We start from the raw sequence: 15,471 nt of genomic DNA, 5'->3' as shown, positions 1-15,471 counted from the left end.
GTAAATTATTACAAGAAATGTTACAGAGATATTGATTTTTGTGTTTTATACTTTTTTATACATATTTAAATGTGGGATATTGGCATCCATAAAGATTTCTCCATAAGTGATGTAGCCTAATGATTCATAAAAAGGGACAGCATGGGTTTGTGCACCAAGCTTAAATTCGAGATAACCTTGTTGTATCGCATCATTTTCCAAGAAAGTGATGAGTTTTTTTCCTAAACCCAATCCACGAGCATTTTTAGCTACTGCAACGCGTTCGACTTTAACCACTCCGTCAACCTCGCGATATCTTGCTGTTGCAAGAGGTTGACCATGATCATCATATGCAATAAAGTGTGTAGCACTGTCCTCGAATTGGTCGATTTCTTCTTCAGCAGGGACCTGTTGTTCTTCGATAAACACAGCCTTTCGAATAGATAACGCGTCGTTATATTCTTGATTAGTTTCAACTTTTTTAATCATCGAATCCCTCCATTTCATGATTGCTCCTATTTTAAAATAACTAGTAGCAGAAGCAAAGCATTTTTTTCGTTCTATAAAAAAGAGACTACTGTTGATTGTCAGTAGTCTCCCGAATGATTTATCTATTTAGGATTATTCAGCATTTTGTCTAACGAGCGCTGTATATTGCCAAAAGATGCGCATTTGAACTAAATTCCAATTATTCATTCCCATTGTATAGCCTGAAGGTTTGAAAATGTTAACATCTGTGACTTCTAATGCTGCGGCAACAAGATATTGAATAGGGACGCTCAGCTTTTGCATTTCTTCTGTTAAGCCTTTTTCATTATAGACCCATGAAAAAGGTAAAGGTGAGTCAAATACATCAATCGCATCAAATATTTCAGGCAGAGCGACAATATAACAAGCTCCGTTGATGACAGGATTTGTTTCACTATCAGAATAATAGAGGAGGAGGGCTTCATAATTTTCACGATGTGCGTGATTAACGTAAAATAGTTCAGAACGAAAATGTGCCATATCTTTACTATGGATGATTTGTTGTTCTAACATCGTAAACATCCCATTGATTTGATTAATTTTTTCGTATGTGTGGCGTGACATCTCATATACCTCCTTTTTAGTATACAGGTGCAGTCGTTTGTTCTTGCGTGTTTAGATCATTCTGAACGGGCGGTTGACTGCTGTATTGATTGTTAGGTGACTGAGGTTCTGCTGATGGTTCATTTTGTTGTACAGGTGGCGTAGCCTCATTTGAGTTTACATCAGGTTGATTTGTAGGTGTTTCATTTGATGGATTGCGCGATGACTCTGTCTCAGTTTCTGAATTTGGATTGCTAAGACTGTCTTCAATATTCACCAGTGGTGGGATTTCGCCAAAGGCATTTTTTACACGAACCAACATAAATTCATTTTTATCTTTAATCGAATCTATTCCTAAATCGTTTCTAAGTCGATTAGCTGTTTTAATTAAAGCATCCACATCTGGGTTAATATAATAGATACCATTTAAAAGTTCGTTTTCACCTTTGAGTTGTTCTGTTTTAATATCAGTATCTTTAACAAGGTAGTCCGTTGCGAGCGCTCGTATTTCATCATACGATAGATTATGTTTAGAATTTTTTCCTACAATTTCAATGATGTCGTCTAACTTATGAAGGGATTGTGTTTCTTGGGCTTTTTTAAATAAGATCTTGAGCACTTCCATTTGACGTTGACCCCGTTTTAAATCAGAGTCTTGTTTACGCGTGCGTGTCACCGCAAGAACTTCTTCACCATTTAAAACTTGCTTCCCTTTTTTTAATTTAATTCGACCGTTGTCTGATCTGTTAGGCTCATTTAAGTCGTAAGGGACATCGTACTCAATGCCGCCAAGTTCATCAACGGTTTGAGCAAAGGCATCCATGTCGATTCGTACATAATAGTCAACAGGTACATTTAATGCTTTTTCTACTGTATCCATAGAGGCATTAGGTCCGCCATAGGCATGAGCATGTGTGATTTTATCATAATAGCCCACTTCTGGAATATAGCTCAATGTATCTCTTGGAATGCTTAACAAGCGAATTTGATTTTTATCAGGATTCAATGTTGATAAAATCATGGCATCTGTTCTAGACTGTTCAACGCTTTGTCCGTTTTCACGGCGAGCACTACTATCATCGATACCTAAAAATAAAATAGATACAGGATCAGTTGTGGGATTAACTTTATGCTTTCTAAGTACTGATTCTCTTTTGTCATTTTGCGAAAAAGAATCGTCAAAAGCATCTCTTGACGAATTAAATAAAATATAAGCGAATATTGCAGGAACAATTACTAAGATGAGGACAAGCGCATATAACAGGTATTTCAAGGCTTTGTTCATTGTAAGTTGCTCCTAAAAAAAGTGTATTTTATCTATATGATACTTTATTGTAAAGGAAAGTATCACTGTACTTCAATGATTTTAACACAAATTCATTGAAATAGAAGTAAAGTGTATTACAAGTATAAAAGGCCGTATAAAAGATAATAAATCCTACTACTATAATGAGTTAGCTATTTGAAATAGGGCACAGGATAGGAACATAGTGCCAACTGAAAGTGAGACAGCCATCAAATTCACTTAGAGATAAATTTTGATGGCGTTTTTAAAGTGAGAGATTGTTTCGCATCGCATAAAAAGTTCATGTATAATAAGGGCGATATGGAACGATAAATACATAAATTAAGGAAGGTGCGCATTTTGAAAGCACAATGGAGGTCACGTTTAGATGAAAGTCTCGTCAAAGATTTCTATCAACAACAAGACGAAGCAGAACGCAATGCTGCTTTCGAAGAACAATTAAAATTTGGGACTGCCGGCATTAGAAGTAAATTTGGTTTAGGTCCTGGAAGGCTAAATAAATTCACGGTGCGTAAAGTGGCACAAGGATTAGCGCAACTTTTACGTCGTCACTATGTAGAACCGTTCGTCGTAATCCATTATGATACACGTTTTTTATCAAAGGAATTTGCGATAGAAATGGCAAAAGTCCTCGCGACGCAATCTGTGTACGTAATGATTTCCGAAGATTATAAATCAACCCCAGAGCTCTCTTTTGCCGTGCGCTATTTGAAAGCGGATGCAGGGGTGATGATTACAGCAAGCCACAACCCGAGCGATTATAATGGAATTAAAGTTTATAACAGTGAAGGCGGGCAATTAATGCCTGAAGCCTCAGAAGCATTAAGTGACACCATCAACCAAATTGACTCTGCTTTGAATATAGAATCAAACGACTGGAATGCGCTCATGAAGCAAGGATTGATTCGTTACTTACCCCAGTCTGTAACAGAGAGCTATATAGAACATGTCGTTGCAATGTATGAAGGCATACAGGACCAAGGCGCGCATATACTTTTAACAAGTTTACATGGGACGAGTTTACCGCTAAGTGCCACAATTTTAAAACGATTAGGATTTCTTAATTTTGATATTGATGAAGAACAATCAATCCCAGATGGGGCGTTTCCGACATGTAAAACTGCGAATCCTGAAGACCCAGTTGCCTTTGATCATGCATTAAAAAGGGCGGAGCTTGCGCATGCCGATTTAATTATCGCAACAGACCCTGATGCAGACCGATTTGGGATAGTAGAACGGTATGAAGATGGAACATATTACTTTTTTAATGGCAATGAAATAGGCCTACTCTTAACCTATTTGCGTGCACAAGAATTAAAGAACTGTACCCAAACGCCTTATATTATTAAGACGATTGTCACTGGAGCGACAAGTGATGCATTAGCTAAATATTTAGGATTGAATGTTATTGATGTATTAACTGGATTTAAATATATATCAGATCAACTTCACCAGCATGAAAGCTTAAATGATAAGCTCGTACTCGCATACGAAGAAAGTCATGGTTATTTATTACAAGATTTTTCTAGAGATAAAGATGCGATTCAGTGTATTCCGTTATTAATTAAATATAAGCAGTTATTTCATCAAAAAGGCACGACACTTTTCAACGTCCTAGAAGACATTTATCAACAAGTAGGACGCTATGAAGACAAAACGCTCTCTCCTAAATATGAAGGCCAAAACGGACAACAAAAGATTAAAACTTTAATGTCGGAATTTAGAAATTTTGAGGCGTCTACTCTGTGCGGTTTAACACTTTCGACCATCGAAGATTATCAAACGTCGACAATATATCATTTTGATACAGATGAAACGACGAAAATGAACTTTCCGGTTTCAGATGTGATTCGTTTTACTTTTGAAGAAGGTTTTATCGCAATTCGACCATCAGGGACTGAACCCAAAATGAAAATCTATTTTTCATTAAAAGTGCCAGATTTTGAAGCAATTGTTGAAGAATTTCAAGAAACATATTTATAAATAAAACCCAACAGCTAAGTTCGTTTTGTAAGCTGTTGGGCTTTTTCAGGTTGAGTTATAGATTTAAAAGAGTGTGATTAATAAAATTGACCAAATGGTTGAGTATTTGGTTTATAGCCATATTTTCCGTCACTAAAGCCTACTTGTGCATAATAGCGTTTTCCATTCTTTTCAAAGCCAACCCAAACGTAACCATCATTGATGTATTTATAATCATATATTAAGTATTGACCTTTTTTGAGTGTATCGAACTGTTTTCCATCATTGTTAGGTTCAGAATAGATAGCGACACCAGAATCTTTAGTTGCTTTAAATCGACCATTTTCATAGCGCATGGTAATACCAGATTTAGTTTTGCTCCAATCAGTTGTAATCGCATTACTATTATATGGTGTGTCTGAATAACTATTTTCTCCAAAGTTAACCTTAGTAAAAGCACCGAATGGTTGGCTATTAATCTTATAACCTATTTTTCCATCGCTAAAGCCTGTTTGCACATAGTAGCGTTTACCCTCTTTTTCAAAGCCAACCCAAACATAACCATCATTCACATATTTATAGTCATAGTTAAGCGTTGTATTAGGTTTTAACGTAGTGACTTGCTTGCCGTCATTGTTAGGTTCACCGTATACAGCAGCACCTTCTTTTTTGGTTACTGTAAATTGGCCGTTTTCATTTCTAAATGTAATACCACTACGTGTTTTAGACCAATCACCAACAACAGATTGTGGATCTAATTTAGTATCAGAATAAGAAGTGTCAGGGTTATGATTCACATCAGAGAAGTTGGGACGGATAAAATAAGCTACATCGGAATAATCATGAGTTCCTAATTTGCCAACTTCACCATATGTTAAATCTCCCTTTTTGTTTTGTTCTAGTGAGGTGAATTTATTTAAATTAGCTTCTTTGATAATCCCAATGTGACCATAATTTGAGTTCCACCATCTCGGGTACCACACAACAATGTCTCCAGGCTGAGGTAAAAAGTCAGGTGTATTATTGTATACTTTAGCATAGTTACCGAGGTTGTTATTTTTCGCTTGGTATGCATTGCCAAATAAACGAACATTTCCATTTGATAATTTGTACATATAATCAATGGCTAAATCCATACATTGATAGCCATATTTCCCATCAAAATCTACACCCACTCCAATATGGTTTTGTAAATATTTAACGCCATCTACCTGGGACCAAGTATCCTTATTGATAGTCGCAGCCATAACTGTTTCGTTTTTCAATAAATTCTTAAGGCCAAGGCTCTGTATAGAGTGAGTGAAATTTTTTAAGGAATTATCAGAAGTGATTTGGTTACTGATTGATGGAGTGATGTATGTTAAACCGCTAATTATGACAATTGATCCAAGACCTACTTTTAATCCCTTACTAAACTTTGATTTCTTAAAAGTCATATTTTGTCTCCTTCATAATTTTTTTCTTGCTTTCAATCTAACACTCAATCTATAAATACTTGTAAATAATTTATATTTTTATTGTAAATTGTACAAAAATGTAGTGTGAATAGAATATTAATATTAAATAAACTTTATATTTACATATAGTTGTTATGTTTATAAGCGAGAAAAGGTGGAGGTAAAATATGAATAAAAAAAGTTTAATGACCAATTCAATTATCGTTTCGGGTTTACTCATATCAAATTTATTTACAACAACTCATATTTCTTTTGCAAAAGATTTATCAAATAAAAGTGAGCATGCAGTCAATGGAACTGAAGAAACTAAAGTATCTGATGATAAAGAAAAATTTATTGACAATCTAAAGAAACAAAATATAGATCAGGATAAAATAAGTTTTGTTAAGCGTAATTGGGAGAAAATGTCAAAAAACGATATATATGAATATTTATTAGACGTTAATCAAAAGCAAAAAAATATAAATACTTTTATAAAAAATGACGATGTTACTCAAAAAACAAGTGCTTACACTAATGAAAAAAAGCTATTTAATAATTTTAGCGCACAACGTCGCGTTAAGTTAACAATAGAGCAATTAATCAGTTTAGGTTGGATAGGCAGTCTGAGTGAGACAGATATAAACCAACTTAATGCAGTACTAAATAAGTACCATATTGATAGTCCAGAAAAAATTGCCCACTTTCTATCTCAGGTTATGGCGGAATCTGGGAATGGAGTGTATACCTATGAATTAGGAGATGCTAACTATTTATCTTATTTAGATTATATGTTAGGAAATAACGGCCCTGGTCAAGGCGCATTTTATAGAGGTGCAGGGTATCTCCAATTAACAGGTAAAAATAATTATAGAAGTTTTGCTTCATATATTAACGATAATAATGTTCTAACCAAGGGATATAGCTATGTTTCAAAAACTTATCCTTGGGAGTCAGCAGCTTGGTTCTTTAGTATTCACTCAAATGCGAATACATTAGCTGGCAACGGAGCTACTGTAGAAGAAATAACACGCATTATTAATGGAGGGTATAATGCGCTTGAGAAAAGAAGGAGTGCTTATCAAAGAGCAAAATCTATTTTTAATTCTAGTAATATTTACGATTCGCTATCTGATACGGGTTACAATCCAGATAGTAAAGTGAGTGACTGGATGAAAACTGACTCAGGGGTTACTTTTAGATATGAAAACGGTGTTTTTAATGTCACAAAAAAAGATGGAGTAGCCGTATATGGATATCCAGATAATGATGGAAAAATGCTGGATAAACTCAAAGTTAATGATACAGTGACGTATGATTATAAGTATGTTAATGACGGCTATGTATGGATTAGTTATGTAAAAAATAATAAACGCTATTATGCACAAGTTGGTTTTAGTGATAACCATACATCATTTAAGTCTCAAACCCAGCCGTTTGGAAACTTTAATAAAGTTAATATAGAAAATCTAAGTTACTCGGATACTATATTTGATAAAAATGAAAAAATGAGCCAATGGCGCCAAACAGACTCTGGTATCACATTTAGAAATGAGATGGGACGCTTTAAAGTTACTAAAGATTCAGGTGTTGCCATTTACTCTGAGCCCAACAATGATGGAAAACAATTCGATACGCTCAAAAAAGGTCAATACTTAATATATGATTATAAATACGTTAATGATGGTTACGTTTGGATTGGTTTTGAAAAGAATGGAAAACGCTATTATGCTCAAACTGGTTTTAGCGATGGCAAGAATAACTACAAGCCTAATAGTGATATATTTGGGGTGTTCTTTTAAATTAGGAGTTTAATAAAAAATATTATAAAGCACGGGGTGATGCTAAGAACGTATTTCTCGTGCTCTTTAATTTTTATACTTTATATAAAAGTAATTTTATATTTGGGTGTCGATGAAAAGGGTATATAAAATATATCATTTCTAAAGTAGTAAAAACCAAAAAAATGTTAAATAGTTGTAAAGAATGTAATCTCAAAGTTAATTCCAAACAAATATACTGTTAATTGTGCCGTAAATTGCACTTTAAACATTGAATTTAAGATTGTTTTAATGAACAATTAAAGAGGAATTAATAATAGTGAGATATTTGAAAAAAATAACTAACTTAAAGGGTGTATGAAATGAAATTAACTACTGTTGGATTAGGATATATCGGATTACCAACATCTATAATGTTCGCCAAACATGGTGTAGACGTTGTTGGTGTTGATATTAATGAAAAAGCTGTACAAAGTCTAAATCAAGGACATATTCATATCGAGGAGCCAGGCTTACAAGAAGCATATGAAGAAGTTTTAGCAACAGGTAAGTTCAAAGCCTCTCAAACCCCTGAAGAAGCGGATGCTTATATTATTGCCGTCCCAACACCAAATAACGATGATCAATATGAATCATGCGACATTTCAATTGTGATGGCTGCGACAAAAAGTATTATTCCATATTTAAAAAAAGGTAATACAGTGATTGTAGAATCTACGATTGCCCCTAGAACAATGGATGACCATGTAAAACCATTACTAGAAGAACAAGGATTTACAATCGGAGAAGATTTATACCTTGTACATTGTCCTGAAAGAGTTTTACCAGGAAAAATTTTAGAAGAATTAATTAATAATAACCGTATTATTGGTGGTATCACTCCTGCGTGTGTTGAAGCAGGTAAACGTGTCTACAGTACCTTTGTAAAAGGTGAAATGATAGAAACGAATGCACGTACGGCTGAAATGAGTAAATTAATGGAAAATACATATCGTGATTTAAATATTGCGTTAGCTAATGAACTGGCTAAGATTAGTAATAATTTAAACATTAATGTATTAGACGTGATTGAAATGGCTAATAAACATCCACGTGTGAATATTCATCTACCAGGTCCAGGTGTTGGAGGTCATTGTTTAGCGGTGGATCCTTATTTTATTATCGCTAAAGATCCTGAAAACTCTCCGCTTATTCAAACAGGGCGTAAAGTCAATCGCTCTATGCCTGAGTATGTTGTAGAGAAAACGAAAAATATGATTCAAACATTAAATGGCAATAAAATTGTTGTCTTTGGATTAACTTATAAAGGAGATGTTGATGACATTCGCGAATCTCCAGCATTTGATATTTATGAGTTATTACGTCAACAACAAGGTCTAGAAGTTGTGACTTATGATCCGCATGTTAAATTAGATTTTGTTGAAAAAGATATTAATAAAGCAGTAACAGATGCCTCTTTAGTTTTAATTTTAAGTGATCATTCAGAATTTAAACATTTAACAGATGCTGATTTTAGTGCTATGAAAGACAAAGTGATTTTTGACACTAAAAATGTGGTGCAAACTGAATTTGAAACTGTTCAATATTACAATTACGGAAACTTGTACGAATTTGATGAAAAATAATTAGTAGTTAAAACGAGTTTGTAAAAATACAATATTCGGTCAATGAATCTTATATAGTTTGCCGAGTTGAAATTTTACAAACTCTTTTTATTTTAATATTTTCAAATGAGAGGTTAATTTATGCGAGGGTTAAGAGACTATATTATTACGAATGATATTCTTTTCAATATTTTTTTGGATGAACCTAATAATCAATTTTTGTATAGAGACGAAGGTTTAACTGAAGAATTAGGGACAGTTGAACCCTTTAATCATAAAGTGTATAAAGTGTTAAGTACTAGAATGATTAATGATAGATTATTTGGTTTTATAAAAGGAAAAAGAGAAATTGGTTGGGTGAATTTAGAAAGTTCATATTACGTTTATAACAAAACTAACGAAATTGTTTTTCTTAAAGAAGGCGCCAATATTCAAAATGAATTAAATATCAAATACAATTTTACAAAATCATTTACAGAAGATATTCAAAAAAAGTATTTAACGTCCAAAGGTCTAATCAATTATAATGATGAATTTTACGAATTACTTTATAAAAAAGAAAGATTTGTTGGATTTATGAAATCGTCGGATTTAGATGTCGGATATAACGTTGAGTATGAGGTAACATTACCAAGAGATAAAGAATTATTTGTGGATAGCCAATTTAAAACTAAAGTAAATAATGAAAACGATATCTATAAATTGTTAATGATTTTCCCTAATAAATCGATAGGAAAAGTGGAATGTGAAAATAAAAAATTTTGGGTTGATTTAAAGTATGTCGATGACGTTGAGCTAAATAAAATTTTAAGTACTTTAGAGACATATAATCCAACTGAAAATGCGGAGATTAATGATTTAATTAATAACTTTTTAAATGAAAGAAAAAAATCGAAAAAACTATTGATTTCCCTCGTCAAAGATAAAATTAATAACGGCGTGGAAGGCTATACTGAAAGCGTTGATAATCCTAGTCGCGTAAATGAAAGATATCAAAATTTAAAAAATTCTAAATTAGGTAAGTTACAAATTAAATACTGGAATATGAGAAAAAAATGGGGGAAGTAATATGAGTAGTAATCCTCAGAATAAACAAGAGCAACTTAATGAAGTAGTTAAATTACTTAAATATGACTATTTACAAGGTCTTAATCGCTTAGAAGAAACGCTAAATACAGATGACTTACATAGTTACTTTAAATTGCTAGAAGAGAAGGGCAAGTTACATTTTATAGATCAATTTAAGGAAGAATTGGAAAAAGAGAAAGCAAGCAATGGCTCAAGAATCTTAAAAAAGCCTAAATATAAAGTAGGCATCATTGCAGATGAATTTTTATATAATTCTTTTAAAGATATTGTAGATATTACATACATTGGGAGCAATGCCCAACTGGAAAACCTGGAGTTTGATTTTGTCATCGTTGCGACGACTTGGAGAGGAATAGATGAGTCATGGCAAGGCGCAGCGAGTCCTAAAAGTAAGATGAGAATGCATTTAATGAGTATGTTAGACGAATTGGTAGAACGCCAAGTGCCATTAGTATTTTATTCTAAAGAAGACCCGGTTAACTTTCACTTATTTAAAGACATTGCAACAAAATGTGACTACATACTTACCACTGCACAAGAAGTGGTAAATGATTACATAGAATATACGAATAACACTAATGTCAAAGTCTTACAATTCGGTATTAACCCTCACTATCATAATCCAATTGGAACAAGAACAGCTGAGGCTAGAAAACATCAAAATGAAGTGATATTCGCTGGGAGTTGGACGAAAAAGTATCCAGAAAGAAATAAAGATTTAGAGAGAATATTTGATGGCTTACGAATGAGTGACAACGATTTCACAATTTTTGATCGAAATCTTCATTTAGAAAGAGAACGTTATTTATTTCCAAAAAAATATATCCCATATATAACGGGGCCATTAACGCATGATGCACTAATGAAAACACACAAAATTTTCAGATGGGCTATTAATGTCAATTCTGTCAAATATTCAGAGTCAATGTTTGCAAATCGTGTCTTTGAATTACAAGCCTTTGGAAATCTTTTAATTTCTAATTATTCTGTAGGTGTAAATAATCAATTTCCAAATGTCTTTATGGTGAATGATAAGACAGATGTGGGTTCAATCATAAATAATCATTCACAAAGTGAATTAAGAGAGTTTCAAGCGAAAAACATACGAAATGTGATGTTGGAAAATACGACTTATCACCGCATAGATGAAATTGCAAACTTCATAGGACTACCTAGTACAACGAATACACCAATCATAGGAGTTGTTGTTCCAGAAAGAACGGATATGCTTGTTGAAATGTTTCAACGCCAAATGAATGTTCAAAAAGTATTAATCACGGAAGATGAGTTGAATGATCGTATTCATGAATTAGACTTTATAACATTTTTTAATGAAAGTTATAATTATGAAGAGTACTATTTAGCTGACTTAATAAGCGCATTTTACTATACAGATGTTGATTTCGTTAAAAAAGTAATAAATAGTGAGACAAATGTTCATGAATATACGAATGCTTATGAAGATAAGTATTTAACAATGTTTGATGCGAAATGCTATCAAAACATGAGTTTTAACATAGGGTATACGTTAGACGATGCAGAGTTATTTTATGAAGAAAAGCAAATTTTAAGTAAAAATGATTTAGTAAGTGTCATTGTACCTATACACAACAATGGTCGTTATTTAGAAGATAAATGTATGAGAAGTCTTAGAAGATCTTCTATGTTCGATAGGCTTGAAATAATTTTTGTTGATGATGGATCAACAGATGAAGAAACGGTTAAGGTGATTCAGCGCTTAAGAAGAAAATATCCAAATATCGTATATTTCAGATTTGAGTCTGGTTCGGGTAGTGCCTCAAGACCAAGAAATAAAGGGGTAGAACTTGCGACGACACCGTACATTACTTATTTGGATCCAGATAATGAAGCTATCGGTGATGGGTATGCTGAATTATATAAAAACTTAGTAGAAGATGCTTCGTTGGATATGGTGGTTGGCAATATTATTAAAGAGGACAATCAAAAGAGATCTGTGTTTAATTATTACGGAACCATCAAAAAATACAACAATGACAGTGCTTTAATCACAAACACAGGAAAATATTTAAAAAATGCTGGACTAAGAGCACAAAGCATTCAGGCGCTAATGGTTAAAAAAGAAATAATTAGTCAAAATAACATCAAAATGGTTGAAGGTGCAGCAGGTCAAGATACTGTATTCTTTCAGGAGCTCATGATTTATTGTAAAAAAGTACTCGGAATCAAAGTTCCAATTCACATGTATTACGCAGCAGTAACTGGATCTGTAACGAATTCTATTTCAAAAAAATTGTTTGATAAGTACTATAAGCTTGAACTAGAACGTATTCCATTTCTTGAAAAGCATAAATTAATGGATTCATATATGGAGAATCGTTTTAATTTGTATATAAAAGGGTGGTATATGCCAAGACTGAATAAAGTTAAAGAAGAAGAAAGAGAAGAAGCTATTAAGCGATTTTTAGAAATCTATCAGCTTTATCACAATTATGAGAGACCAAAAGATGTTGAATTAGATGAGTATATATCAAAGCTTTTAAATGAAGTGAAAATGAAATAAAAGGTGGTAGTTGTATGGGAAATCACTTACAATTGATTAATTTCTCAAAATGTTATTTTGTCGCATCTAACAGTATGCTCTTTAATGTTGAAGGGTATAAAAAATTTGAATTTAAGCATAAATCTATTTATTACACGGAAGATTTTAACCATTTCTCTGATTCGATTTTAGATTTTAATGTCTTCGTACTCGGCCATATTGTGGATGTAAGAGATAGCCAAAAGAAATTGAAAAATATTGTAAGTGATTTACTACAACATACCATTGACTCAGAAGTGTTTCTTAATGAAATGTCATATTTCAATGGGGCTTATGCTATTTTTATAGAAGATAAGGAAAAACTCTATTTTTATAATGATGCAACGTCATTTCTTTCATTATATTATCATCGTGAAAAAAATATTTATGCTTCACACTCAGAAATATTACATCAATTGCTTCAACAAATTTACAATATTGAAGAAGCTACCATACATCCTAAAATGAAAGGATTTTTAGATTTAAGTAAGTATGAGAATATATACAAATTCAATTCTAATTTTCGATTTGAACTGAATAATCATACGTTGAAAAGGATTTTTCCAATCAATACCTATAAAGAGATAGCGACAAGCAATGTTGTAAAACAAGTGCTCCCTTTAATGAAGGAAATGGTTGAATTTATTTTTAATCTTAATCGTCCGGTGGTTGTTTCGTTAACTGGAGGATATGATTCAAGACTTACATTAGCTTTGTTGAAAAGCCACATACCAGACACTTTATTTTTCACTTATTTAAAAACAGATGATAAGGAAATGTCAGAGGCGCAAAGAAAGATATATCAAAATGATTATACTGCAGTAACATATTTGGTAGAACAACTTAATCTAAAACATAAATTTTTTAGCATAAATAAAACCAATATAAATGAAGAAGTCAAAAATTTATATTCTTATTATGAATCGGACCATTCTAAATATATTATTCAGCACTATAGTGAAGATCAACAGTTTCAAAATGTCGCGCATATAAAATCAACGCTTTTCGAACTATCTAAAGGAGTCCGGCCGCCAAAGCTAGAAGGTCAAGAGAGTAAAATAATGGATTTTGTACATTATTTGAAAAGGTGGTCCCAGATAAAAGATGAACAATGGATTGAGAGAGTACTAAATGAATTTATCACAAGAAACGAAATAAACGAGTTTCTAGAAAAAGGATATCATCCATATGATATTTTGTATCTTGAATCTCGTATGAACGGATGGCATAGTACGATTTTACAAGAAAGCGATCCCTATATGGAGGTATATAATCTGATTAATTGTAGATATATTTTATTTAGCTTAATCAATATGAACTATGAGGCTAGAAAAAATATGGAATTTCATACTTCCATTATTAATGAGAGTTGGCCTTTACTGCAATTTTTTGGAATAAATACTAATGTTAATTTATACGATAAATACTTAGATTTAAAAAAGCAACTTAAGCCACAAAGTGAAACGGATGAGATAAATAAATTGCAGTTAGAGTATTTAACGTCTGATTTTGTTAAAGAAAATGAGGCACAAAGTATTCAATTGAAGCTAAGTCATGCTGCGTTTAACAGGGAAGAGACTTATAAAATAAATATTGTCAATCATAAGGAGGAAAATGTAAAAATAGCTATCCGAACGTTTTATAAAAATGAAAAAGGTAGAGGGAAAATATTTTTACATATAGATTCAAAAAAATATGACATCGTTGATTTAGGTTATGAACATGTTGAAATGTTCATTCCACCTCATTCTCAAACGAGTATAGTGATGCAATCAACGCAAAACATCGATAAAAAGTCGTGGATTAATGCGGCTATACTTCAAATCAAGGAAATCCACTTATGTAAGAAGGTAATAGAATGAGAGCTATAATTAGTATTTTTAAAGAACAAATCATTAATCTGCCAAAGATTTTGAAATTAGCTATTTATAACATGAAAAGTCAATATGCGAACCATTATTTAGGTGTCTTTTGGAATATTTTACAACCTTTATTACAAGTGATTGTTTATTACATCGTATTTGGACTTGGATTGAGAGGTAGCGCTGGCTCAGTGATGGGTGTGCCCTTTATTGTTCACCTTATTTCAGGATTATTTCCATGGTTATTTATATCGCAAGGCATCAATTCAGGAGCTACTGCAATACAACAAAATATAGGGCTCCTGTCAAAAATGAAATTCCCATCCTCTATATTTATATCTATTGCTTTAACTAACAATATGATCAATTTGCTGATTACTACACTGATTGTTTTCATTATTTCTTTATTTAATCATTATGTCCCATTATGGCATTATTTTTGGTTTGTGTATTTTATGATAGGATCTTTTGCTATCATTTTTGGTATTTCTTTAATTATGAGTACTTTAACTGTTATCGTACGTGATACTAAAAATTTACTTCAAAACGTGATCAGAATGCTATTTTTTATGACACCTATTTTTTGGGTTTTAGAAGAACAACACGGTATATTAGTTAAATTAGCGAGCTTAAATCCATTTGCATATCTCATAGGTGTTTATCGAACAGCGTTTATTCATCCTCAGACAGCAGTTTACGGGACTTGGTCCGATCATATTTATTTTTGGGTGACGACATTACTATTAATAACTATTGGTGCCATCGTTCACACTAAATTTAGAAAGAGAATTCTAGATTATTTATAATTATTTATAGGAGTT

General features: G+C 32.5%; 11 protein-coding genes. 7 read left to right on the top strand and 4 right to left on the bottom strand.

What is annotated here, in order from left to right; translation table 11 throughout:
* Positions 1-45 precede the first annotated feature (45 nt).
* The 3 genes from PYW36_RS08285 to PYW36_RS08275 form a co-directional block, all read right to left on the bottom strand.
* Positions 46-468 (bottom strand): GNAT family N-acetyltransferase, encoded by a 423-nt coding sequence (locus PYW36_RS08285; RefSeq protein ID WP_037571912.1) that lies wholly within the window; start codon positions 466-468, stop codon positions 46-48.
* Positions 469-600: 132 nt separating this feature from the next.
* Positions 601-1,071, bottom strand: coding sequence for a DUF2538 family protein (locus tag PYW36_RS08280; protein WP_037571909.1), 471 nt, complete (start codon positions 1,069-1,071; stop codon positions 601-603).
* Positions 1,072-1,087: 16 nt separating this feature from the next.
* Complete coding sequence (locus PYW36_RS08275) at positions 1,088-2,335, bottom strand: LCP family protein (protein ID WP_103159136.1); 1,248 nt, start codon at positions 2,333-2,335, stop codon at positions 1,088-1,090.
* 351 nt (positions 2,336-2,686) lie between these two features.
* Between PYW36_RS08275 and PYW36_RS08270 the strand changes: the two genes are divergently transcribed.
* Positions 2,687-4,339 (top strand): phospho-sugar mutase, encoded by a 1,653-nt coding sequence (locus PYW36_RS08270; protein WP_308446700.1) that lies wholly within the window; start codon positions 2,687-2,689, stop codon positions 4,337-4,339.
* Between the two features lie 77 nt (positions 4,340-4,416).
* Here the strand turns inward: PYW36_RS08270 and PYW36_RS08265 are convergent, their stop codons facing one another.
* Positions 4,417-5,754 (bottom strand): SH3 domain-containing protein, encoded by a 1,338-nt coding sequence (locus PYW36_RS08265; RefSeq protein WP_232160012.1) that lies wholly within the window; start codon positions 5,752-5,754, stop codon positions 4,417-4,419.
* A 188-nt stretch (positions 5,755-5,942) separates the two neighbouring features.
* Here PYW36_RS08265 and PYW36_RS08260 point away from each other — a divergent pair, with 188 nt between their 5' ends.
* The 6 genes from PYW36_RS08260 (at position 5,943) to PYW36_RS08235 (ending at position 15,456) form a co-directional block, all read left to right on the top strand.
* Positions 5,943-7,556 carry an SH3 domain-containing protein gene (locus tag PYW36_RS08260; RefSeq protein ID WP_229717271.1) on the top strand — a complete coding sequence of 538 codons (1,614 nt, stop codon included), beginning with the start codon at positions 5,943-5,945 and terminating at the stop codon, positions 7,554-7,556.
* A 341-nt stretch (positions 7,557-7,897) separates the two neighbouring features.
* On the top strand, positions 7,898-9,160 hold the full coding sequence (locus PYW36_RS08255; protein WP_103159134.1) for a nucleotide sugar dehydrogenase: 1,263 nt from the start codon (positions 7,898-7,900) through the stop codon (positions 9,158-9,160).
* Positions 9,161-9,280: 120 nt separating this feature from the next.
* A complete protein-coding gene (locus PYW36_RS08250) occupies positions 9,281-10,207 on the top strand; it encodes a hypothetical protein (RefSeq protein ID WP_037571900.1) in 927 nt (308 codons plus the stop codon).
* Position 10,208: 1 nt separating this feature from the next.
* Complete coding sequence (locus PYW36_RS08245; protein ID WP_103159699.1) at positions 10,209-12,770, top strand: glycosyltransferase; 2,562 nt, start codon at positions 10,209-10,211, stop codon at positions 12,768-12,770.
* Positions 12,771-12,784: 14 nt separating this feature from the next.
* Positions 12,785-14,650 (top strand): hypothetical protein, encoded by a 1,866-nt coding sequence (locus tag PYW36_RS08240; RefSeq protein WP_037571893.1) that lies wholly within the window; start codon positions 12,785-12,787, stop codon positions 14,648-14,650.
* The gene (locus tag PYW36_RS08235; RefSeq protein WP_037571891.1) at positions 14,647-15,456 is read left to right on the top strand and encodes an ABC transporter permease; all 810 of its coding nucleotides are present in this window, start codon (positions 14,647-14,649) and stop codon (positions 15,454-15,456) included. Before PYW36_RS08240 ends, PYW36_RS08235 begins: the two co-directional genes overlap by 4 nt.
* Positions 15,457-15,471 lie beyond the last annotated feature (15 nt).

Origin of the sequence: Staphylococcus chromogenes (genome assembly GCF_029024625.1) — a bacterium.
GTDB lineage: Bacteria > Bacillota > Bacilli > Staphylococcales > Staphylococcaceae > Staphylococcus > Staphylococcus chromogenes.
The sequence above is the reverse complement of the archived record's forward strand: the minus strand, read 5'-3'. Positions and strand labels throughout refer to the sequence as shown.